We start from the raw sequence: 19736 nt of genomic DNA on the forward strand, positions 1-19736 counted from the left end.
CGGAGAACGGGATGAGTTACGTATTTGCACCCGCACCGGTAGTCGCGGTGCCGGTCGTAGGGTCGGGCGAGCAATTCGCGGTGCGTCGCATTTACTGTGTGGGCCGCAATTACGAGGCGCACGCGCGCGAGATGGGGCACGATCCCGACCGCGAACCGCCGTTCTTCTTCGCCAAGCCCGCCGATGCCGTGCTGTACGTCGCGCCTGGTGCGACCGGCGAATTTCCCTATCCGACGCAATCGAAGAACGTCCACTTCGAGATGGAATTGGTGGCCGCGATCGGCAAAGGCGGCAAGAACATTCCGGCTGAAAGCGCGCTCGACCACGTGTACGGCTATGCGCTCGGTCTCGACATGACGCGCCGCGATCTGCAGGCTGAAGCGAAGAAGCTGGGCCGTCCGTGGGATACCGCGAAGGGCTTCGATCACTCGGCGCCGCTCGGCCCGATCCATCCGGCGGCTACGGTCGGCCATGTGGGCAAGGGCGCGATCTGGTTGTCGGTGAACGGTGAGGAAAAGCAGAACTCGGACGTGTCGCAGCTGATCTGGTCGGTGGCCGAGACGATCGCCTATCTGTCGACGCTGTTCGAACTGAAAACGGGCGATCTGATTTTCACCGGCACGCCGGAAGGTGTCGGCGCGGTGGTGCAGGGCGACCTCATGAAAGGCGGTGTGGACGGGCTCGGCGAGCTCAGCGTACGCGTCGTCTGAGGCGTGGTTGGAGGAGACACATAATATGAAGCTTTACAGCTATTTCCGTAGCTCGGCGTCCTATCGCGTGCGCATCGCGCTGAACGTGAAAAATCTGCCGTACGACTACGTGCCGGTGCATCTCGTGCGCGACGGCGGCGAACAGCTGAAGCCCGAGTACCGCAAGGTGAACGTGGACGGTATCGTGCCCACGTTCGTCGACGGTAACGAGGTGATGCCGCAATCGCTCGCGATCATCGAGTATCTGGAGGAAACGCATCCCGAGCCGCCGCTCTTGCCCGGCACGCCGGCCGATCGCGCGTATGTGCGCTCGGTGGCGTTGCAGGTGGCCTGCGAGATTCATCCGATAAACAATCTGCGCGTGCTGAAATACCTGAAACACACGCTGCATGTCGACGACGATGCGAAAGACGCGTGGTACAGGCATTGGATCGAAGCGGGTTTTACGACGCTCGAAGCACATCTGGCGGGCGATCCGCGTACCGGCAAACTGTGCTTCGGCGACACTCCCACGCTGGCCGACGCCTGTCTGATTCCGCAGGTGTTCAACGCACAGCGCTTCAAGGTCGACACGGCGAAGTTTCCGACAATCCAGCGCATTTACGATCACGCGATGCAACTCGACGCGTTCGTTCGTGCGGCGCCGGGTGTTCAGCCCGATGCTGAATGATGTTGTGATCTGAATGAAAAAAGGGCGCTCTTTCGAGCGCCCTTTTTGCTTGTGCCTCGACGACCGTCGCTGTGTTCAACCGCCCAGCAACGCGTCCGAAAACTCTTCCGAGCTGAACGGCTGCAGGTCCTCGACCTTTTCGCCGACGCCGATGAAGTACACCGGGATCGGACGCTGACGCGCGATCGCCGCAAGAATGCCGCCCTTCGCGGTGCCGTCGAGCTTGGTGACAATCAGACCGGTGAGGCCGAGCGCGTCGTCGAAAGCTTTCACTTGCGTGAGCGCGTTCTGGCCGGTGTTCGCGTCGATCACCAGCAGCACCTCATGCGGCGCGCCATCTTGCGCCTTGCCGATCACGCGCTTCACCTTGCGCAGCTCTTCCATGAGATGCAACTGGGTCGGCAGGCGCCCGGCCGTGTCCGCCATCATGACGTCGATCTTGCGCGCACGCGCGGCGCCCACTGCGTCGAAAATCACGGCTGCCGGGTCGCCGCTTTCCTGCGACACCACCGTCACGTTGTTGCGCTGGCCCCAGATGGCGAGTTGCTCGCGTGCGGCGGCGCGGAAGGTGTCGCCCGCAGCCAGCAGCACCGATTGATCGAAGCTTTGCAGATGCTTGGCGAGCTTGCCGATGCTGGTGGTCTTGCCGGCACCGTTGACGCCCGCGATCATCATGACCAGCGGTTGCGCGCGACCGAGCATCAGCGATTTTTCCAGCGGCTTGAGCAGGTCGATCAGCAGCGCGCGCAGCGCCGCTTTCACTTGCTGAGGATCGGTGAGGCGCTCGGTGCGCACTTTTTCGCGCAGCGATTCGAGCAGAAATTCGGTGGCTTCGACGCCCGCATCCGACATCAGCAGCGCCGTTTCGAGCTCTTCGTACAGATCCTCGTCGATCTTCGTGCCGACGAAAATGCCGGTCAGGCTCGAGCTCGTTTTCGACAGACCGGTCTTCAGGCGGGTGAGCCACGAGCGTTTCGCGCTCGCGTCCAACACGGGCGGCGGCACGATTTCGACGGTTTCGGGCGCTTCGGTTTCGGGCTCATTGGCGGACGCCGCTGCAGCCGGCTGCGTATCGGTGCGAACCGGAGCTGCCGGCCGCGACGCCGACGGCGCGACGTGCGCTGCTGGCGCCTCTACAGCGGGTTCGGGCGCCAGGGTTTCCGGCGCGGTCTGCGATTCTTCTGGCGCGTTATCGGACTCTTTCGAACCCTTGAATCGTTTGAAAAAGCTGAACATGATCTGGCGTGGTGAGAGCGCGCGCCGATGCGCGCAGCCGGGACAGGCCCGTGGGAGCGGCAGGCAGCGTTGCGATGCGGGATGCAAGGCGCTGGAAGCCGCACATTTTATCAGGCGCGCCGCCGCCCGTCGTATCGGCCGAACGGCCAGGCTGGACGCCGTGCGCCCCTGTGGTAACGTTGGCGCTCCAACCCGCACGCATCGGCGTCGCGGGCGCCTCCATAACGTAATCGAAACTGCATGCCCCGTTCTGCTCCTTCACGCGCCCATGGCGCTTCGTCCAAAGGCGGCAAGCCGCACGCCATCCGTATCATCGGCGGCGACTGGAAGCGCACGCCGCTGCCGGTGCTCGACCTCGACGGCCTGCGCCCCACGCCTGACCGCGTGCGCGAAACGCTGTTCAACTGGCTCGGCCAACGTCTGGACGGTCAGCGCTGCCTCGATCTGTTCGCCGGCAGTGGCGCGCTCGGCTTCGAAGCCGCCTCGCGCGGCGCGGCGCGGGTGTTGATGGTCGAGCGCAACGCGCGGGCCGTCGGCCAGTTGCGCGCGAACCAGGCGCGCCTGGTGGCGCGGACGATCGAAATCGCGGAAGCCGACGGCTTGCGCCTCGCGGCGAGTCTCGCTCCCGGATCGTTCGACGTGGTTTTTCTCGATCCGCCGTTCGACGGCGATCTGCTCGGCAAGGCGCTCGCTCTGGCCGTGCCGCTGCTGAGCCCGGAAGGTTTTCTGTACGTGGAAGCAGGCGAAGCGCTCGAACCGGACGGGAACGAGACGCTCGCCGGTTGGGAAATCGTGCGGCAAGGCAAAGCGGGCGCTGTCCACTTTCATTTGCTGCAGCGCGAAAATAAGGAATAATGCGCGTTCCAAAACAAGCTGCGGACGGTTACCGTCACGCGTGCGGTCGGTGCCAAATGCGTCGCGTGGACGCTTTGACGTGCCCATTTGTCTGAAGAGAGGAGAAGTCTCATGGTAGTCGCCGTGTACCCGGGCACGTTCGACCCGCTGACGCGCGGTCACGAAGACCTCGTTCGGCGCGCGTCGAGCATTTTCGACACGCTGGTGGTGGGCGTTGCCGACAGCCGCAACAAGAAGCCGTTCTTCACGCTGAAAGAGCGTCTGGACATCGCTCATGAAGTGCTCGGGCACTACCCGAACGTTCAGGTGATGAGCTTCAAAGGGCTATTGAAAGACTTTGTCCGCAGCAATAACGCCCGGGTGATCGTGCGTGGCCTGCGTGCCGTTTCGGACTTCGAATATGAGTTCCAGATGGCCGGTATGAACCGCTACCTGCTGCCGGACGTCGAAACCATGTTCATGACGCCGTCCGATCAATATCAGTTCATCTCCGGCACCATCGTGCGTGAAATCGCGCAACTGGGCGGCGACGTCAGCAAATTCGTGTTTCCTTCTGTCGAGAAATGGCTGAAGGAGAAAGTCGCTGCGCTGGATCCGGACGACGGTGTCTCGGCGGGGCAACCGTAACCGGCGTAAACTGTCGCATTAACGGATCAAAGCTGGCTTCGGCCGGCGCGAAGTGAGAGAAGTATGGCCTTGATGATTACCGACGAGTGCATCAATTGCGACGTGTGCGAGCCCGAGTGCCCGAACGACGCGATTTCGATGGGCCTGGAAATCTACGTGATCGACCCGAAGAAATGCACCGAGTGTGTCGGTCATTTCGACGAACCTCAGTGTATTCAGGTCTGCCCGGTCGAGTGCATTCCCCGCGACCCTGAGCATCTGGAGACCGCGGAAGGTTTGATGGCGAAGTATCACGCGCTGCAGGCTGCGAAGGGCGCGTGAGCGTTGAATGTTGAGTGTTGAATGATGGAAAACGGCGAGGCGTCTGCCTCGCCGTTTTCTTTTGCGGCAACGCGTTGTGTCAGTGGCGTGCGAGCTTGTTCCGCCCACCCGCTATCCCGTCGCTATCTCATCGTTATCCGACGTAAGCGCTGAAGATATCGCGCAGTGTATCCAGCAGAATGTCGCATTCGGCGTCGGTGCCGACCGAGATTCGCAGATGCTGGTCGATTCGCGCTGCCTTGAAGTGACGCACGAAGATTTCCTTTTCCCTTAGCCGTGCGACGAGCGTCGCTGCGTCGTAGCCTTCGTGGCGCGCGAACAGCAGATTCGCCGCCGATGGCACCACCTCGAAGCCCAGTGCCGTCAAACCTGCCGCCAGCCGCTCACGGCTCGCAATCACTTTGGCGCAGCTGTCGCGGAACCAGGCATCGTCCTCGTATGCAGCGACGGCCGCGACTTGCGCCAACCGGTCGAGCGGGTACGAGTTGAAGCTGTCCTTCACGCGGTTCAGCGCATCGATCAACTCCGGATTGCCGAACGCAAAGCCGACGCGCATGCCCGCCAGCGATCGTGACTTCGATACCGTTTGAATGACCAGCAGGTTGGGATAGCGGTCGATCAACGTGATAGCCGATTCGGCGCCGAAATCGACATAGGCTTCATCGATTACCACGACCGATTCGGTGTTTCTTGCCACCAGACGCTCGATATCGGCGAGCGGCAGCGGTCGTCCGGTCGGCGCGTTCGGGTTTGGGAACAGTACGCCGCCGTTAGGCGCGGTGTAGTCGTCGACATGGATGGCGAAGCTCTCGTCGAGCGCGATGGTCCGATAGTCGACCTCGAAGAGCCGCGCGTAGGTCGGGTAGAAGCTGTACGTGATATCCGGGAACAGCAGCGGTTTATCGTGTTTCAGCAAGGCCTGAAACGTGAGCGCGAGCACCTCGTCCGAGCCGTTGCCGGCGAACACCTGCTCCGGGCGAATGCCGTGGTACGCGGCAACCGTTTCGCGCAGCTTGCGTGCCGTCGGGTCGGGATAGCGTCTCAGAGACTCGCCCGCGCCACCCAGTTCCTGCCGGATCGCCTCAAGCACGCGCGGCGACGGGGGATACGGATTCTCGTTGGTGTTCAGCTTCACCGGATGCGCGGCCACGGGCTGTTCGCCCGGCACGTATGGCGTCAGACGGTGAACGATGTCACTCCAGTAGCGGCTCAAGCGATTCTCCTGTCGATGGCGAAACGGCGAAACGGCGAAACGGCGAAACGGCGAAACGGCGAAACGGCGAAACGGCGAAACGGCGAAACGGCGAAACGGCGAAAAAACGGATGCGTGGATGCGGGGGCGTTCAGGGGTTGCGATGCAGTTGCATCATCGCCCGCTCGAGCTCGCCTTTGATGATCTGCGGCATCACGGCCAGCGCACGTTCGATCGACGCATCGATCACATCCTGTTCTTCCCGCCGCGGCGGCTTCAGCACGTAATTGGCGACGTCCGGCTTGGCGCCGGCGCGCGCGCTTTCGGGAATCAGGTCACGCGGATGGCCGATGCCGATTCGCAGCCGCCAATACTGTTGCGACGACAGATGCGCGGTGATGTCCTTCAGCCCGTTGTGGCCGCCGCTGCCACCGCCCAGCTTCAGCTTGACGCTGCCGGGCGGCATATCGAGTTCGTCGTGTGCGACCAGAATTTCGTCCGGGAGAATCTTGAAGAACTGCGCGACCGCCACGACCGATTGTCCCGAGCGGTTCATGTACGTCTGCGGTTCGAGCAGATGCACTTCTTCACCGTGAAGCCGCGCCTTCGCGTAGAAACCGTGGAAGCGTCGTTCATCGCGCAGCGTCGTACCTGCTTCACGCGCCAATTGATCGATTAGCCAGAAGCCGGCGTTGTGGCGCGTCGCGGTATATTCGGCGCCCGGATTGCCGAGCCCGACGATCAGCTTGATCATGATTGCGTAGGTCCATCTGGCCCGGGAGCCGAACGCAGCCGAGCCGAAAAAAACCGAAAAAAAACCCGCCGGGGCGAACCTCGGCGGGTCACATCGACCGTTTCATTGAAACGGATCGAGAGGATTGCTCGCTCAGTGCAGCTTAAGCAGCCGGCGTTTCGCCTTCGCTTGCAGCAGCAGCGGCGTCGCCTTCAGCGATTGCGCCAGCCGGGATCGTTGCAGCTGCGACGACCGGGTTTTCTGCTTCAACGTGAGCAACCAGTGCAACGCCTGCCGGCAGGACGATGTCCTTGGCGTGCAGCGAGTGACCAGCTTCGATCTTCGCCAGGTCAACTTCGAGGAATTCCGGCAGTGCCGACGGCAGGCACTCGATTTCGATTTCGTTGAGGACGTGCGAGATCACCGCGCTCGACAGCTTAACTGCCGGGTTGGTTTCCTGGTTCATGAAGTGCAGCGGCACCTTGGTGTGCAGCTTCTTCTTCGCGTCGACACGTTGGAAGTCCACGTGCAGCACGAGCTGACGGAACGGGTGGTATTGCACGTCGCGCAGCAGAACCTGTTGCGACTTGCCGCCCACTTCCAGTTCGAGGATCGACGAGTGGAAAACTTCTTTCTTCAGCGCGTGCCAGAGTGCGTTGTGGTCCAGTTCGACCAATTGCGTTTCAGCACCAGCGCCATATACGATACCCGGGGTCTTGCCCGAGATACGCAGGCGGCGGCTCGCACCCGTACCTTGCAAAGAACGCTCGAAAGCGACTACTTTCATGTTGAATCTCCAATGCACTGCCCGCGACCAGGCAGTAAAAACGGGGCCTCCAAGCCATTGTGGCTGAGGCCCCAGAGCGATGGCACGAACCTTCGTTCGTTCATGCCAATTGTGCAAAAGCGCAGCGTGCGGTGTTGCATTGCACGTTGCGCCTTCGCAAATACTTAACTTTCAGCGAACAGCGACATCACCGAATCGCCGCGGCGAATCCGCGAGAACGTTTCGGCAAGCAGACCGGCGCTCGTCAACGAACGGATCTTGGCGCACGAGCGGGCTTCTTCGCCGAGCGGGATCGTATCGGTAACAACGAGTTCGTCGAGTGCCGAAGCTGCGATACGCTCGCCTGCACCGCCCGACAGAACCGGGTGGGTGGCGTAAGCGAACACCTGCTTCGCACCGCGTTCCTTCAAAACCTGTGCTGCCTTGCAGAGCGTGCCTGCAGTGTCGACCATGTCGTCCATGATCACGCAGGTGCGGCCTTCAACTTCACCGATAATGTTCATCACTTCGGCAACGTTCGCCTTCGGGCGGCGTTTGTCGATGATCGCGAGATCGCAATTCAGTTGCTTGGCCAATGCACGGGCACGCACCACGCCGCCGACGTCCGGCGAAACGACCAGCAGGTTCTCGTAGTTCTGCTTGCGCAGATCGCCGAGCAGCACGGGCGTAGCGTAGATATTGTCGACCGGGATGTCGAAGAAGCCTTGAATCTGGTCAGCGTGCAGATCCATCGTAATGATCCGCTCGACGCCGGCGATTTCCAGCATATTCGCCACGATCTTCGCCGAGATGGCGACGCGCGCCGAACGCGGGCGTCGATCTTGACGGGCATAACCGAAGTAGGGGATGGCTGCGGTGATCCGGCCTGCGGATGCGCGCTTGAGCGCATCGACCATGATCATCAGTTCCATCAGATTGTCATTCGCCGGCGCGCAGGTGGACTGCAGGACGAAGACATCCTTGCCACGCACGTTTTCCTGAATCTCGACCTGGATTTCACCGTCCGAGAAACGGCTAACCATTGCTTTGCCGAGGGGAATACCGAGGATTTTGACGACTTCCTGTGCAAGCGCGGGATTTGCGTTGCCAGTAAAAACCATCAGGCCGTCATGGCTGCTCATCGTGCACCTACTTCAGGCTGGGGGCGAGGGAAATGCGAGAATTTTTGGCAGGGGAGGAAGGAGTCGAACCTTCGAATGCCGGAATCAAAATCCGGTGCCTTAACCAACTTGGCGACTCCCCTACACTAACTTTGAGCTTCACCGAACGAGGGAACGTTCGACGATGCAAAACTTATGACGCGAAAGTAAAGAGTGGATGCTGATCGAGACTTGCAGTTACTGCGCTATTCCATTCGCCGGGCAGTTTGGCTTGCGCCGCTTCTGCTTCAGCTTTGCTACGGAACGCTGCAAATACACTTGCACCTGATCCAGACATCCGCGCTGGTGCAATGTCTTCAAACCATCGCAACACTTGCGCTACTTCCGCGTATTTTCCCACGACAACCTGCTGCATGTCATTCCGGCCGAAACTTTCTGGCCATTCAGTGTTGCAGCTAAGTTCTGCAGGAAAGTCCGTAATTATGAGGGGTTTCGAATCTCTTGTCAACGTTTTTTCGGAGAAAATCGCTGCAGTTGGAACGTGAACCCTCGGCGTCACTACCAGGAAATGACGCGGCGGCAATTGTACAACGTCTAAAGCTTCTCCAACACCCTGGGCGAATGCATTTTTCCCAAAAACAAAAAATGGCACGTCCGCGCCGAGTTTCAGCGCCAGCGCCTGCAACTCCAGGCGCGGCAAATCGAGCTTCCAGAGGCGGTTTAGCGCGAGCAGCGTGGTGGCCGCGTCGGAGCTGCCGCCGCCGAGACCCGCACCCATTGGCAGGCGTTTGTCGATTTCGATATCGACGCCTTCGGGCGAGCCCGTGTGTGCCTTCAGGAGCGTTGCGGCGCGCACGGTGAGGTCGTGTTCCGGCGGCACGTCGGCGATTTCGGTGCTGCGCGTAATGAGGCCGTCGTCGCGCCGCCTGAAGTGCAGGATGTCGCCCCAGTCGAGCAACTGGAAGACGGTTTGCAGCGTGTGATAGCCATCTGGCCGGCGGCCGGTGATGTGCAGGAAGAGGTTCAGTTTCGCTGGCGCGAGGCAATCGCGCAGCGAATCGGTCGTTTCAATCATGAGTCAGGGCTACATGCGCCATAGCGGCGTTGAAGAAGCGGCAAGGGTTGTGCGAACAGGCGCGGCTACTGAACTACTGATCCAGCACGAGCTTGATGTCGAGCGGCGGTTCGGAGCGGCTCAGATTCAGGCGCTTCACTCCGGTGGCCGGCGCGTCCGCATACGCCAGGTAATCGATCGTCCAGCCGTCCTGCGTGATCTGCTTCAGACGCGACGGCTGTTCCGGATCCTTCTCGGTTCTCGCGCGCGAAGTCGGCGCCGGCGAAGGCTGCAGCCAGTAGCGCAATCCTTCGACCGGCAGCGCAAAGCCGAGCGCGTTCTGCATCAGCGTGGAGACGTTGTCGGCGGTGAGCGGTTGGCGATTCGGCAGTTCGAGCGTGGCTGAAGCCGGCGACGAAGTCACGATGGCGAGCGTCTGCCCAAGCGGATTGCGCAATTGCAGGGTGACCGTGTCGCCCGTTTCCTGCCAGGTGAAATTGCCGTAAGCGTTGCGCTGCTGGCCGTTCTGATCGTTGTACTGGATCGCGAAACGGCCTTGATAAGCACGCGAGGTCTGGGCTGTGACGGATGTTGCCGCATTCGACGTGGACGGCCCTTGCGGTTTCACCGATGCACAACCTGCCAACGCAACAACCGCTGCCGCTACGAATCCGAGCGCCGCGCCACGCGGCGCCCGGGGATAGGAGATCAAGCGGGAAAGACGCATCAAAGATCGTTTACCTGAAGACGTTGCAGCGTTTTGACCAGGGTGTCGTTGTCCGGTTCGAGCTTGCGCGCGTCGCGGAAGGCGGCGCGAGCCTGATCCTGCGCTCCGGTTTTCCACAACACTTCGCCGAGGTGCGCGCCGATTTCGGCGTTCGGCTGGAGGTCGTACGCTTTGCGCAGCAGCTTGATGGCATCCGACGTATCGCCCATCCGGTACTTGACCCAGCCCACGCTGTCCATGATGAAGGCGTCGTTCGGCGCCAGCGACGAGGCCTTTTCGACCAGCTTGTCCGCTTCCGGCAGGCGCTGATTGCGATCGGCCAGCGAATAGCCGAGCGCGTTGTAAGCCTGCGGATTGTCCGGCTGCGTCTGGATCAGCTTGCGCAGTTGCGCTTCCATGACATCGTAATGGCCGGTTTTTTCGGCGGCCATCGCGTAGTCGTAGGTCAGATCGGGATCGTCCGGGAAGTTTGCAGTGGCTTGTTGCAGGCGTGTTTCCGCTTCCGGATAGCGCTTCGCGTCGAACAGAATGGCCGCGTCGGTGCGTGCGATCAGCGCCTGGTCGCGCGGATCGGGCGCCTGCAAGCCGGCCAGCAGCTTGCGCGCGTCTTCAGTCTTACCCTGCTTGGCAAGCAATTGCGCCCGCGTGATCTGCGCCGGCACGAATTGCTGGCTCGACGGCGAAACCTTGTTCAGCCAGTCGCCGGCTGCTGCTTCATTCTTCTGTTCGAGCGACAGTTGCGCAAGATAGATATACGCCTGACCCGGATCGGCGCCAGGCGTTTTTTCAGCCTGCTGCGCGTACTGGGTGAGATAAGTTTGCGCGTCGTTGAAATTCTTCTGCTGGATCTTGATCAGCGCGAGTGCCATCAGCGGCGTGAGGTCGGCCGCGTTGTTCTTGTGCATGACCTCGAACTGCTTCTGCGCGTCGTCCAGACGGTCGCTCGCGAGGTACATTTGCGCCAGCGCGAGACGCGCGTCATGCGACTTCGGATTCTGCTGCACGTACTTTTCGAGCGACGCGATGCCTTCCTTACGCTCCTCTGGGCCCATCTGCGACAGCATCAGCGCGGCCGGCAAATAGTCCGGCTTGAGCGTGAGCGCCTGTTCGAGCGACTTGCGCGCGCCCGGCGCGTCGTCGGAGACAAGCTGCTGGCGTGCAATCGCCAGTTGCGCTTCCGGACGGTTCAGGTCGTTCTTCAGCAGGTCCTGCAGCACGTGCAGGCCGCCGATCCGGTTCGGACCGCGCGAGAGCAGCAGTTGCAGCGCCAGAATCGCACTGCCGCGATTGTCGGCCGGCACTTTCGCGAGTTCACCGGCGAGGATCGGCCCGGCGTCATCCGGTTTGCCGGACAGCACGAGCAGCGACGCGTCGAGTTGCGCGGCGCGTTCCGAATTCGGCGCATACTGCTGCCACAATTGCGCGGCGGCCAGCGCGTCCGACGGGCTTTGCGCAGCCAGCGCGATTTCCGTGGCGCGTTGCGCCATGCGCGGATCGTGCGTGTCGCGCGCGAGCGCGAGGTAGGTCTGGTAGGCGGGCGCCGGCTGGTCGCGTTGCAACGCGACTTCAGCGGCGAGCACCTGGAATACGATCTGGCTGGACAGCGGCACGCCTGGCAGAGACTTCTGGTCTTCTGCCGTTGCCGGGCCGAGCGGGTCCGGCAGGGTGACGGACGTGTCATCCGAGTCTGGCGATGGATCCTGCGCGTGCGCGGGCACCGCAGCCAGTGCCCAGACAGCAAGTGCGGCGGCACCGAGCATGCGTCGAGCGGGTACGGCGTGCGGCACGCGGGATGCGCTAGCCGGGCGCTTCGAAAACAGCTTCACGAAGGACAAGTTCATGGAAATCCGTTCAATGTTTCGGACGATTGTAACGCGCTCGCTACAATAAGCGCACAACCACTCACGCAAGTTGCAGACCAGTTAGACATGCCAGAGTTGCCAGAAGTTGAGGTTACCCGAAGGGGGATCGAACCGTATGTGTCCGGGCGCAAGGTTGAACGCGTCGACGTGCGTACGCCCGCGCTGCGTTGGCCGATTCCGGCGGACCTTGCGAAAACCTTGCGTGGCAGCGTGGTTCGCAAGGTCGAGCGGCGCGGCAAGTATCTGCTGTTCGAAGTCGATGCCGGCTGGTTCATTGTGCATCTGGGCATGACCGGCACGCTGCGTGTGCTGCGCCATCTTCCGCATCCGCCTTCCGCGGCGAAACACGATCACGTCGACTGGATTTTCGATGAATTCATTTTGCGCTATCGCGATCCGCGGCGCTTTGGCGCCGTGCTATGGCACCCGCGTGAAACTGGCGACGTGCTCGAGCATCCGCTGCTCGCGGGCCTCGGTGTCGAGCCGTTTTCGCCGGCCTTCTCCGGCGCGTTGATGCACCGGCTCACGCGCGGGCGCAAGGTGTCTGTGAAGCAGGCGTTGCTGGCGGGGGAGATCGTGGTCGGCGTGGGTAATATCTACGCGTCCGAAAGTCTTTTTCGCGCCGGTATCCGGCCCACCACCGCGGCGGGCCGCATTTCGCTCGTGCGCTACGATTTGCTGGCGGACGCTGTGCGCGTCACGCTTGCTGCCGCGATCGAGAAGGGCGGCAGCACGCTGCGCGATTTCGTCGGCAGCGATGGAGAAAGCGGTTACTTCCAGCTCGACTATTTCGTCTATGATCGCGCGGGGCTGCCATGCCGCGTGTGTGGAACGCCGATCAAACAGATCGTGCAGGGGCAGCGTTCTACATATTTCTGTCCCACCTGCCAGCGCTAAATTTCGATGCCTTCCCGTATAAGCCCGTCCGCTTCGTCCGCCTCGTCCATTACGCCCGCTTTTCCCGTCATGGCCGATTTTTCCGCGCGGCTGATTGCCTGGCAGCGCCAGCACGGCCGTCATGACCTGCCCTGGCAGAACACGCGTGATCCGTATCGCATCTGGCTGTCGGAAATCATGCTGCAGCAGACGCAGGTATCGACGGTGATTCCGTACTACGCCAGGTTTCTTGCGCGGTGTCCGGATGTTGCCTCGCTCGCGGCCGCGCCGGCAGACGATGTGATGGCGTTGTGGGCCGGCCTCGGCTATTACTCGCGCGCGCGCAATCTGCATCGTTGCGCGCAGGTGGTCGTCGAGCAGCATGGCGGCGCGTTTCCCGAGTCGGCCGACGAGCTCGCTGAATTGCCGGGCATCGGCCGCTCGACGGCGGCGGCGATCGCCTCGTTTGCATTCGGCGCGCGCGCCACGATTCTCGATGGCAACGTGAAGCGCGTGTTGGCGCGCGTATTCGGCGTCGAAGGTTTTCCGGGCGAAAAGAAAGTCGAGAATGCGATGTGGACGCTGGCGGAATCGCTGCTGCCGTCCAACGTATCGGACGAGAGTGTCAGCGCGTACACGCAAGGCCTGATGGACCTCGGTGCGACGTTGTGTGTGCGCGGCAAGCCGGACTGCCTGCGCTGCCCGTTCGCCACCGATTGCGTGGCGAACGTCACCGGACGTCAGCGTGAACTGCCCACCGCACGGCCGAAGAAAGCGGTGCCGACGCGCCGCACGTGGATGCTGGTGCTGCGCGACGGTAACGCCGTGATGCTGGAAAAGCGTCCGCCGTCAGGCATCTGGGGCGGTTTGTGGAGCCTGCCAGAAGCTGCCGGCGAAGCCGCGCTCGCCGAGCGTGCGCGCGCCTTCGGTAGCGACGGAGCGGTTTCGCCGCTCGCGCCGCTTACGCACGTCTTCACGCATTTCAAGCTGGATATCGAGCCGCGGCTCGCTGAACTGGATCGCGGCGCGGGTGCATTGGCTGCGTTAGGCGACGCGGACACCGCATGGGTTGCGCTAAGCGATCTCGATTCGTTCGGTGTGCCCGCGCCGGTGCGCAAACTGCTGGATAGTCTGCACGGCTCGCTCCTTTAGCCAACTCAGAGCCGAAAGCACGTCGAATCAAAGCAGTTGATGCTGCTGCATATAGTGATGAACCACGTCGATTCGCGCGCCGGCATCCTGCAATTCCATCAGTTTTTGCCTTGCACGAAGGGCGATCGGCAATACTTCCGCGAGCCGGTTCGACACCCATGACGGATCTTCCAGCCTGAACGGCTCCGCGAACGGCAAGCTGTCCGGGTCGCGTTCGCGGATCGTTGCGATGATCCGTTCGAGCACTTCCGCGCATGCGCCGAATTTGGCCAGTTGCTCATTGCCTTCCAGCGGCATGTCGTCTTCGAGCGGTTCCGCCATGCCGACCAGCAAGCCGCTCGCCTCCACGCGGTGCGACAGCAGGCGAAACCGCCGTGTGCCGCGCGCCCGGATCAGCAGCATGCCGAAGGCTTCGACGTCGCACTCTTCGATTTCGGCGAGACAGCCGATTGCTTCGGGCACCGAAGGCTCTTCTTCGCGCGCTACTTCCGCGCCGCTTTTCAGCAGACACACGCCGAACGGCGTTTTTTCACGCAGACAGTCGCGCGCCATATCGAGGTAGCGCGCTTCGAAGATTTTCAGCGGCAGCAGTCCGTCGGGAAACAGCACCGTATGCAGCGGAAACAGCGGCACATCGGCAAGCACAGTAGAAGAAGGCATGGCGCAACGCTTCGAGTTGAGGCCGCGCGATGCGGCCAGTTAAGCCACTAACTTCGATGATTCGCCGATGGTAACCGGCGCATCGCGGTGCCGCACAATGACATTGGCCGAGGTTGCGAGACGCGCGGCAAGCGTCTCCGCAATGAACACCGAGCGGTGCTGGCCGCCCGTGCAACCGATCGCGACCGTCAGATAACTGCGGTTGTCGTCGCGAAAATGCGGCAGCCATTTGACGAGAAACTTTTCGATGTCGCCGATCATTTCATGCACAACCGGCAATGCGTCGAGAAAATCCATGACCGGTTTGTCGAGGCCCGTGAGCGGCCGCAATTCATGATCGTAGTACGGGTTCGGCAGCGTGCGTACGTCGAAAACAAAATCGGCGTCGAGCGGTACGCCGCGTTTAAAACCGAAGGACTCGAACATCAGCACGAGCCCCGCATCTTTCTGTTCGATAAACCGTTTGACCCATGCACGCAGCACATTCGCGCGCAGATTGCTGGTGTCGATCTGGTGGCCGAATTCGGCGAGGCCGGCCACGAGTTCGCGTTCGCGTTCGATCGCTTCGGCAAGCGAGGTCAACAAGCCGACGTCGGCGTCATGCGCGGTGGAACCGGACAACGGATGGCGGCGGCGTGTTTCGGAGAAGCGTTGAATCAGCGACTGCGTACTTGCGTTCAAAAAGAGCACGCGCACGTCATGGGCGCGTGACAGGTCGCGGATCATGGCGGGCATTTCGTCGAGCGAAGCGCTCGAGCGCGCGTCGATCGCGACCGCGAGGCGTTCTTGGCCGTCGTCGGCGAGATAATTGGCCAGTTGCGGCAAAAAACGCGGCGGCAGATTGTCGACGCAGTAATAGCCTGCGTCTTCAAGCGCGTTCAGGGCAACTGACTTGCCGGAGCCGGAAATACCGGTGATCAGGATTATGCGCATGGAGTCGTGAAATCCGTACAGTTCATCATAGCATCTGGTCCCCATGCGTGTACCACCGCAGCCTGCCGTTAGCTGCGGCGTGACATGGCGCGGGGTGTCGCGGACTCAGATCAATTTGCCGGGAAACTGGCTATCCGGGTCCTGCATTGCCAGACGCTGGCGGTCCATGAAATCGCGCAGTGTATCGATGCCGCGCAGCTGCAGGATCGTGTTGCGAACAGCCGCTTCGACCAGAACTGCGAGGTTGCGGCCGGCCGCAACCTGAATCGTAACTTTGCTGATCGGCAAGCCGAGCACATCGACAGTCTGGCTTTCCAGCGGCAAGCGCTGGAATTCACCGTCGGGGCGGCGTACCAGTTGCACGATTAGTTTCAGTTTCATTTTGCGGCGTACCGCGGTTTCACCGAAGATCGTCTTGATGTCGAGCAGGCCGAGACCGCGCACTTCGAGCAGATTTTGCAGCAGCGGCGGGCAACGTCCTTCGACGAAATCCGGGCCCAGGCGCACGAAATCCACGGCGTCGTCAGCAACGAGGCCGTGGCCGCGGCTGATCAGCTCCAGCCCGAGTTCGCTCTTGCCGAGACCGGAATCGCCGGTGAGCAGCACGCCCATGCCGAGAATGTCGAGAAATACGCCGTGCAGCGTGGCGCGCGGCGCGAGAATGCGCGACATGTAGAGGCGCAGGCTGTCGATCACCGCGGCGGCGGACATGGGCGTGGTGAACAACGGGGTGGACGAGCGCGTACAGCGCAGCACCAGTTCCGGCGGAGCGGCGACGCCGCCCGCCACCACCAGAAACGGTGGCTCCAACGCGATCAGCTCGGCCATGTGGCGCGAGCGGTCTTCGTCGGTTTGGCGCTTGTAGTAGTCGATTTCGGCGTCGCCGAGCACCTGAATCCGGTTCGGGTGGATCAGGTTCAAGTGGCCAACAAGGTCGGCGCTCGACGTGGCATTGGCGACCGATTCCGAAGAAAAGCCGCGCTCCCAGCCTTCATGCCCCGTCAGCCAGCTCAACTTCAGCATGGCGGCGTTGTCGTCGAAAATGCTCTGGGCGTTGATGCTGGACGTATCCATGAGTCGGTGACTCCCGTGTGGACCGCTTGCCTGGGAAAGGATGCGGCCTCGTTAACGCGGACCGCGCACCTCGCCTGGCTGTACCCGCCTGCAGGCGGGGAGCCGGGTGAATAGGCGACGTGCGGATAACCGCCGATGCATCAAGGTTGCCACTGAGTGAGCAGACGATGCAACGATTCGCGGTCTTCTTCCGTGTGCAGGCGCTCGCGGGCTTCGCGATCGGACAGCAACTGGGCGATTTCCGAAAGAATTTCGAGGTGCTGCTGGGTGGCCTGCTCGGGCACGAGCAGAAAGATCAGCAGCGAGACCGGCTGACCGTCGGGCGATTCGAAGGGGATGGGTTCGGCAAGACGGACAAATGCGGCGAGCGGCTGCTTCAAGCCTTTGATCCGGCCATGCGGAATCGCGACGCCTTCGCCTAGTCCGGTCGATCCGAGGCGCTCACGCGCGAACAGATTGTCAGTGACCGTGCTACGGGCGATGCCGTTCTGGTTCTCGAAGATCAGGCCCGCTTGCTCGAATACGCGCTTCTTGCTGGTGACCGATAGTCCGACGACGACGTTCTCGAGGGGAAGAAATTTGGCTAAACGATTCATGTTGACAGGCGAAAACGTGGCCTGGATTCTCCTCGCTGGGGCGTTTGATTGGGATTCCATTCGTTTGATGCTCGCGGCGACGTGCGTTGGAGTCCGAAAGCGCAGGACTCCGGCCGACCGATTTCCGTTTGAGCTAACTTGACCCCGATGGTAACCGGAACATTATAGAACAGGGTAGCCGCCGATGGTGCGGCGCGCCATCGATGCAATATGGGTTTATTTGAATCATGATCCATGCGGCGCCGGCGTGCGGGAAGGGAGCCGGGAAACGAAAAACCGCCCGGTTTCGGGCGGTTTGGCTGGCTAAGGAAAACAGAAGAAAAATAAGGAGAAACCTTCCAATTTCCCTTATTGCGGCGGCACGTCCAGTTGCGGCGCCGGCTGGTACTTGATCGCGTCGTGCGCATGGCCTTGCAGGCGATCCTTGTGGCGTATCACTTGCCGGTCGAGCTTGTCGATCATCAGATCGATCGCAGCGTAGAGATCGCTGTCACAGCTCTCGACAAAGATGTCTTTGCCCTTGAGATGCAGGTTGATTTCAACCTTTTGACGCTTTTCCTTTTCCTTGTGGTTGTCGACCGAGAGGACCACACTGCCGTCAATTACCTGATCAAAATGTCTTAGCACCCTATCCAGTTTGGTGATCACGTATTCGCGCAACGCAGGCGTTACTTCGAGGTGGTGTCCACTGATCTGCAGATTCATAGTGCTTCTCCAAGCTAAAGGCCACTTGGTCCGCACGATGACGAAGGTCCGGTCGATCTGTCGGCTTGCCTGAGTCGCCCCCCGGTGACTGACTTCTGGCAGGTCGCATCGGCCGGCCTGTCCGCCAACTGCGGAGCGGCCGGTAAATGCCCGTCGCGGGAGGCGGCGGGCTACAGAGACTTGCGCAGGTTAACTGCCGGAATCTTGAGCGCTTCGCGATACTTCGCAACGGTACGCCGTGCGACCACGAAGCCCTGTTCCGCCAGCAGTTCGGCTATGCGGCTGTCTGAAAGAGGAGATTTCGGGTTTTCCGCTCCTATCAGTTGCTTGATGAGCGCGCGAATGGCCGTGGAAGAGGCCGCGCCGCCTGTGTCAGTCGAAACGTGTGATCCGAAGAAGTACTTAAATTCAAGCGTCCCGAATGGGGTCAGCATGTATTTACCGGTTGTCACACGGGAGACAGTTGACTCGTGTAGGCCCAGCGTATCAGCAATTTCTCGCAAAACCAAGGGGCGCATGGCAATTTCGCCGTGCACAAAAAAGCTCTTTTGACGCTCGACAATAGCTTGCGCAACCCGGAGGATCGTCTCGAAGCGCTGCTGGATATTTTTGATCAGCCAGCGCGCTTCCTGCAGTTGCTGGCGCAACGATCCGCTGCCCGGATCGCCCCGGTTATTGCGCAGAATATTCGCGTACAGATGGTTAATGCGCAGCTTCGGCACCACTTCCGGGTTCAGCTCCGCCTGCCAGCCCTGTGCCGTTTTGCGCACCATGATGTCCGGCACGACGTAGTCCGCTTCCGCCTTGCCGTAAGCGGCGCCGGGAAACGGCTCGAGCGAGCGGATCAGGACGTGCGCATCGCGCAAATCGTCGTCGTTCGCTTTCAGATGCTTACGCAGGCGCGTGAAGTCGCGTGCCGCGAGCAATTCCAGATGATGGGCAACGATGTCGAGCGCCAGCGTGCGCGTAGGCGAGCGTTCGAGCCGCAGCAATTGCAGCTTGAGACATTCCGACGCGGAGCGCGCGCCGACCCCTGCCGGGTCGAAGCTATGCAGCAGCGCAAGCGCGGCATTCATTTCGTCGAGATCGACTTCGAGCTCTTCAGGCAGATCGGCCAGCACTTCCTCGAGCGTGGCGGCGAGATAGCCGTCGTCGTCGAGCGATTCGATCAGGAAGGTGATCAGCGCTCGGTCGCGCTGACTCGCCTGGGTGACGCGAAGTTGCGCCATCAGGTGATCGCGCAGCGAGGTGCTCGATTCGTGGATTTGCAGCGGCGGCAGATCGTCGTCGTCCGAGGCATTGCCGGAGCGGCCGTAGTCGCCGAGATCCCATTGCGACGCGTCGCCGTTGCTGTCGTTCGAGAGGCCGTTGTATTCGTCGACACCCTGAGGCTCGCCGTTCTCGGCGCGCTCGCTGCTGCTGGTGGACGAAGACGACGTGTTGCCGCCCATCTGGTCGGGCGGCGGGGAGGAGTTGGGCGACTGGGCGATCAGCGAACCGTCGGCCGCCACGCGCAGGGGACTCGCGATCCAGTCGTCCTCGTTCTCGAGGAGCGGATTCTGCGAGATCGCCATTGCGACTTCCTGCTGCAGTTCGAGCGTGGACAGCTGAAGCAGCCGGATGGACTGCTGCAGTTGTGGGGTCAGCGCAAGATGCTGCGATAGGCGGAGTTGGAGGCTGGCTTTCATGGCAAGTTGAGATTCATTGTAGAGAGTTTGCCACGACCGCGATACATTGCGACACCCGCAATTACGCGTGCGCCCGTTTTCCGGCGGCGTTGGGCGCAAGACGGCCCGGGTCAAAAATGCTGATGTGCGGATGCCGCAAAGGGGCCGGCGGGTGCGCGCTCGCGCCGCCGGTAATCCC

The 19736-nt window shown here is 61.5% G+C and carries 21 protein-coding genes and 1 tRNA gene; 7 read left to right on the plus strand and 15 right to left on the minus strand.

Features of this window, described 5'->3' with window-relative positions; translation table 11 throughout:
* Positions 1-11 precede the first annotated feature (11 nt).
* Together ACOSV0_RS01860 and maiA are read left to right on the plus strand one after the other, a co-directional pair.
* Complete coding sequence (locus tag ACOSV0_RS01860) at positions 12-710, plus strand: fumarylacetoacetate hydrolase family protein (RefSeq protein WP_434108336.1); 699 nt, start codon at positions 12-14, stop codon at positions 708-710.
* 25 nt (positions 711-735) lie between these two features.
* The gene (gene maiA, locus ACOSV0_RS01865; protein ID WP_434108338.1) at positions 736-1380 is read left to right on the plus strand and encodes a maleylacetoacetate isomerase; all 645 of its coding nucleotides are present in this window, start codon (positions 736-738) and stop codon (positions 1378-1380) included.
* Positions 1381-1455: 75 nt separating this feature from the next.
* Here the strand turns inward: maiA and ftsY are convergent, their stop codons facing one another.
* Positions 1456-2616, minus strand: coding sequence for a signal recognition particle-docking protein FtsY (gene ftsY / locus ACOSV0_RS01870; protein WP_434108340.1), 1161 nt, complete (start codon positions 2614-2616; stop codon positions 1456-1458).
* Positions 2617-2856: 240 nt separating this feature from the next.
* Here ftsY and rsmD point away from each other — a divergent pair, with 240 nt between their 5' ends.
* From rsmD to ACOSV0_RS01885, 3 genes are all read left to right on the plus strand, one after another.
* A complete protein-coding gene (rsmD, locus tag ACOSV0_RS01875; protein ID WP_434108342.1) occupies positions 2857-3471 on the plus strand; it encodes a 16S rRNA (guanine(966)-N(2))-methyltransferase RsmD in 615 nt (204 codons plus the stop codon).
* A 111-nt stretch (positions 3472-3582) separates the two neighbouring features.
* A complete protein-coding gene (gene coaD / locus ACOSV0_RS01880) occupies positions 3583-4098 on the plus strand; it encodes a pantetheine-phosphate adenylyltransferase (protein ID WP_097391227.1) in 516 nt (171 codons plus the stop codon).
* Between the two features lie 63 nt (positions 4099-4161).
* Complete coding sequence (locus ACOSV0_RS01885) at positions 4162-4419, plus strand: YfhL family 4Fe-4S dicluster ferredoxin (protein ID WP_434108344.1); 258 nt, start codon at positions 4162-4164, stop codon at positions 4417-4419.
* A 133-nt stretch (positions 4420-4552) separates the two neighbouring features.
* On the opposite strand, the gene hisC is transcribed toward ACOSV0_RS01885, so the two are convergent.
* From hisC to ACOSV0_RS01925, 8 genes are all read right to left on the minus strand, one after another.
* On the minus strand, positions 4553-5632 hold the full coding sequence (gene hisC, locus ACOSV0_RS01890; protein ID WP_434108346.1) for a histidinol-phosphate transaminase: 1080 nt from the start codon (positions 5630-5632) through the stop codon (positions 4553-4555).
* Between the two features lie 130 nt (positions 5633-5762).
* Complete coding sequence (pth, locus tag ACOSV0_RS01895; RefSeq protein ID WP_434108348.1) at positions 5763-6365, minus strand: aminoacyl-tRNA hydrolase; 603 nt, start codon at positions 6363-6365, stop codon at positions 5763-5765.
* A 142-nt stretch (positions 6366-6507) separates the two neighbouring features.
* On the minus strand, positions 6508-7131 hold the full coding sequence (locus ACOSV0_RS01900; protein WP_434108350.1) for a 50S ribosomal protein L25/general stress protein Ctc: 624 nt from the start codon (positions 7129-7131) through the stop codon (positions 6508-6510).
* 164 nt (positions 7132-7295) lie between these two features.
* Positions 7296-8252: a ribose-phosphate pyrophosphokinase gene (locus ACOSV0_RS01905; RefSeq protein WP_006048037.1), complete on the minus strand. Its 957-nt coding sequence runs from the start codon at positions 8250-8252 to the stop codon at positions 7296-7298.
* Between the two features lie 45 nt (positions 8253-8297).
* Positions 8298-8374, minus strand: a tRNA-Gln gene (locus ACOSV0_RS01910).
* A gap of 50 nt (positions 8375-8424) precedes the next feature.
* A complete protein-coding gene (gene ispE, locus ACOSV0_RS01915) occupies positions 8425-9306 on the minus strand; it encodes a 4-(cytidine 5'-diphospho)-2-C-methyl-D-erythritol kinase (RefSeq protein WP_434108353.1) in 882 nt (293 codons plus the stop codon).
* A gap of 73 nt (positions 9307-9379) precedes the next feature.
* Positions 9380-10012 (minus strand): lipoprotein insertase outer membrane protein LolB, encoded by a 633-nt coding sequence (gene lolB / locus ACOSV0_RS01920; protein WP_434108354.1) that lies wholly within the window; start codon positions 10010-10012, stop codon positions 9380-9382.
* Positions 10012-11853, minus strand: coding sequence for a tetratricopeptide repeat protein (locus ACOSV0_RS01925; protein ID WP_434108356.1), 1842 nt, complete (start codon positions 11851-11853; stop codon positions 10012-10014). The genes lolB and ACOSV0_RS01925 overlap by 1 nt, the downstream gene beginning before the upstream one ends.
* Positions 11854-11940: 87 nt before the next feature.
* Here ACOSV0_RS01925 and mutM point away from each other — a divergent pair, with 87 nt between their 5' ends.
* Both mutM and mutY read left to right on the plus strand, forming a co-directional pair.
* Positions 11941-12771, plus strand: a complete 831-nt coding sequence (gene mutM / locus ACOSV0_RS01930; RefSeq protein WP_434108358.1) for a bifunctional DNA-formamidopyrimidine glycosylase/DNA-(apurinic or apyrimidinic site) lyase — start codon at positions 11941-11943, stop codon at positions 12769-12771.
* Between the two features lie 6 nt (positions 12772-12777).
* Entirely contained in the window at positions 12778-13902 is a 1125-nt protein-coding gene (gene mutY, locus ACOSV0_RS01935; RefSeq protein ID WP_434108360.1) for an A/G-specific adenine glycosylase, read from the plus strand.
* A gap of 27 nt (positions 13903-13929) precedes the next feature.
* On the opposite strand, the gene ACOSV0_RS01940 is transcribed toward mutY, so the two are convergent.
* The 6 genes from ACOSV0_RS01940 to ACOSV0_RS01965 all read right to left on the minus strand — a co-directional run bounded on the left by ACOSV0_RS01940 (position 13930) and on the right by ACOSV0_RS01965 (position 19558).
* Entirely contained in the window at positions 13930-14562 is a 633-nt protein-coding gene (locus ACOSV0_RS01940; RefSeq protein ID WP_434108362.1) for an LON peptidase substrate-binding domain-containing protein, read from the minus strand.
* 39 nt (positions 14563-14601) lie between these two features.
* Positions 14602-15495, minus strand: a complete 894-nt coding sequence (gene rapZ, locus ACOSV0_RS01945) for an RNase adapter RapZ (protein WP_434108364.1) — start codon at positions 15493-15495, stop codon at positions 14602-14604.
* A 105-nt stretch (positions 15496-15600) separates the two neighbouring features.
* Positions 15601-16569 carry an HPr(Ser) kinase/phosphatase gene (gene hprK, locus ACOSV0_RS01950; protein ID WP_012431656.1) on the minus strand — a complete coding sequence of 323 codons (969 nt, stop codon included), beginning with the start codon at positions 16567-16569 and terminating at the stop codon, positions 15601-15603.
* Between the two features lie 140 nt (positions 16570-16709).
* Positions 16710-17225, minus strand: a complete 516-nt coding sequence (locus ACOSV0_RS01955; protein ID WP_408214054.1) for a PTS sugar transporter subunit IIA — start codon at positions 17223-17225, stop codon at positions 16710-16712.
* A gap of 288 nt (positions 17226-17513) precedes the next feature.
* Complete coding sequence (gene hpf, locus ACOSV0_RS01960; protein ID WP_168792503.1) at positions 17514-17870, minus strand: ribosome hibernation-promoting factor, HPF/YfiA family; 357 nt, start codon at positions 17868-17870, stop codon at positions 17514-17516.
* A gap of 170 nt (positions 17871-18040) precedes the next feature.
* Positions 18041-19558, minus strand: coding sequence for an RNA polymerase factor sigma-54 (locus ACOSV0_RS01965; protein WP_434108367.1), 1518 nt, complete (start codon positions 19556-19558; stop codon positions 18041-18043).
* Between the last annotated feature and the right edge of the window lie 178 nt (positions 19559-19736).

It is taken from the genome of Paraburkholderia caffeinilytica (genome assembly GCF_051027425.1).
Lineage (GTDB): Bacteria > Pseudomonadota > Gammaproteobacteria > Burkholderiales > Burkholderiaceae > Paraburkholderia > Paraburkholderia caffeinilytica_A.

Bases quoted from the DNA above. Each gene is read 5' to 3' on its own strand.
- ACOSV0_RS01860 (WP_434108336.1), top strand. From the start codon at position 12: ATGAGTTACGTATTTGCACCCGCACCGGTAGTCGCGGTGCCGGTCGTA.
- maiA (WP_434108338.1), top strand. From the start codon at position 736: ATGAAGCTTTACAGCTATTTCCGTAGCTCGGCGTCCTATCGCGTGCGC.
- ftsY (WP_434108340.1), bottom strand. From the start codon at position 2,616: ATGTTCAGCTTTTTCAAACGATTCAAGGGTTCGAAAGAGTCCGATAAC.
- rsmD (WP_434108342.1), top strand. From the start codon at position 2,857: ATGCCCCGTTCTGCTCCTTCACGCGCCCATGGCGCTTCGTCCAAAGGC.
- coaD (WP_097391227.1), top strand. From the start codon at position 3,583: ATGGTAGTCGCCGTGTACCCGGGCACGTTCGACCCGCTGACGCGCGGT.
- ACOSV0_RS01885 (WP_434108344.1), top strand. From the start codon at position 4,162: ATGGCCTTGATGATTACCGACGAGTGCATCAATTGCGACGTGTGCGAG.
- pth (WP_434108348.1), bottom strand. From the start codon at position 6,365: ATGATCAAGCTGATCGTCGGGCTCGGCAATCCGGGCGCCGAATATACC.
- ACOSV0_RS01900 (WP_434108350.1), bottom strand. From the start codon at position 7,131: ATGAAAGTAGTCGCTTTCGAGCGTTCTTTGCAAGGTACGGGTGCGAGC.
- ACOSV0_RS01905 (WP_006048037.1), bottom strand. From the start codon at position 8,252: ATGAGCAGCCATGACGGCCTGATGGTTTTTACTGGCAACGCAAATCCC.
- ispE (WP_434108353.1), bottom strand. From the start codon at position 9,306: ATGATTGAAACGACCGATTCGCTGCGCGATTGCCTCGCGCCAGCGAAA.
- lolB (WP_434108354.1), bottom strand. From the start codon at position 10,012: ATGCGTCTTTCCCGCTTGATCTCCTATCCCCGGGCGCCGCGTGGCGCG.
- ACOSV0_RS01925 (WP_434108356.1), bottom strand. From the start codon at position 11,853: ATGAACTTGTCCTTCGTGAAGCTGTTTTCGAAGCGCCCGGCTAGCGCA.
- mutM (WP_434108358.1), top strand. From the start codon at position 11,941: ATGCCAGAGTTGCCAGAAGTTGAGGTTACCCGAAGGGGGATCGAACCG.
- mutY (WP_434108360.1), top strand. From the start codon at position 12,778: ATGCCTTCCCGTATAAGCCCGTCCGCTTCGTCCGCCTCGTCCATTACG.
- ACOSV0_RS01940 (WP_434108362.1), bottom strand. From the start codon at position 14,562: ATGCCTTCTTCTACTGTGCTTGCCGATGTGCCGCTGTTTCCGCTGCAT.
- rapZ (WP_434108364.1), bottom strand. From the start codon at position 15,495: ATGCGCATAATCCTGATCACCGGTATTTCCGGCTCCGGCAAGTCAGTT.
- hprK (WP_012431656.1), bottom strand. From the start codon at position 16,569: ATGGATACGTCCAGCATCAACGCCCAGAGCATTTTCGACGACAACGCC.
- ACOSV0_RS01955 (WP_408214054.1), bottom strand. From the start codon at position 17,225: ATGGAATCCCAATCAAACGCCCCAGCGAGGAGAATCCAGGCCACGTTT.
- hpf (WP_168792503.1), bottom strand. From the start codon at position 17,870: ATGAATCTGCAGATCAGTGGACACCACCTCGAAGTAACGCCTGCGTTG.
- ACOSV0_RS01965 (WP_434108367.1), bottom strand. From the start codon at position 19,558: ATGAAAGCCAGCCTCCAACTCCGCCTATCGCAGCATCTTGCGCTGACC.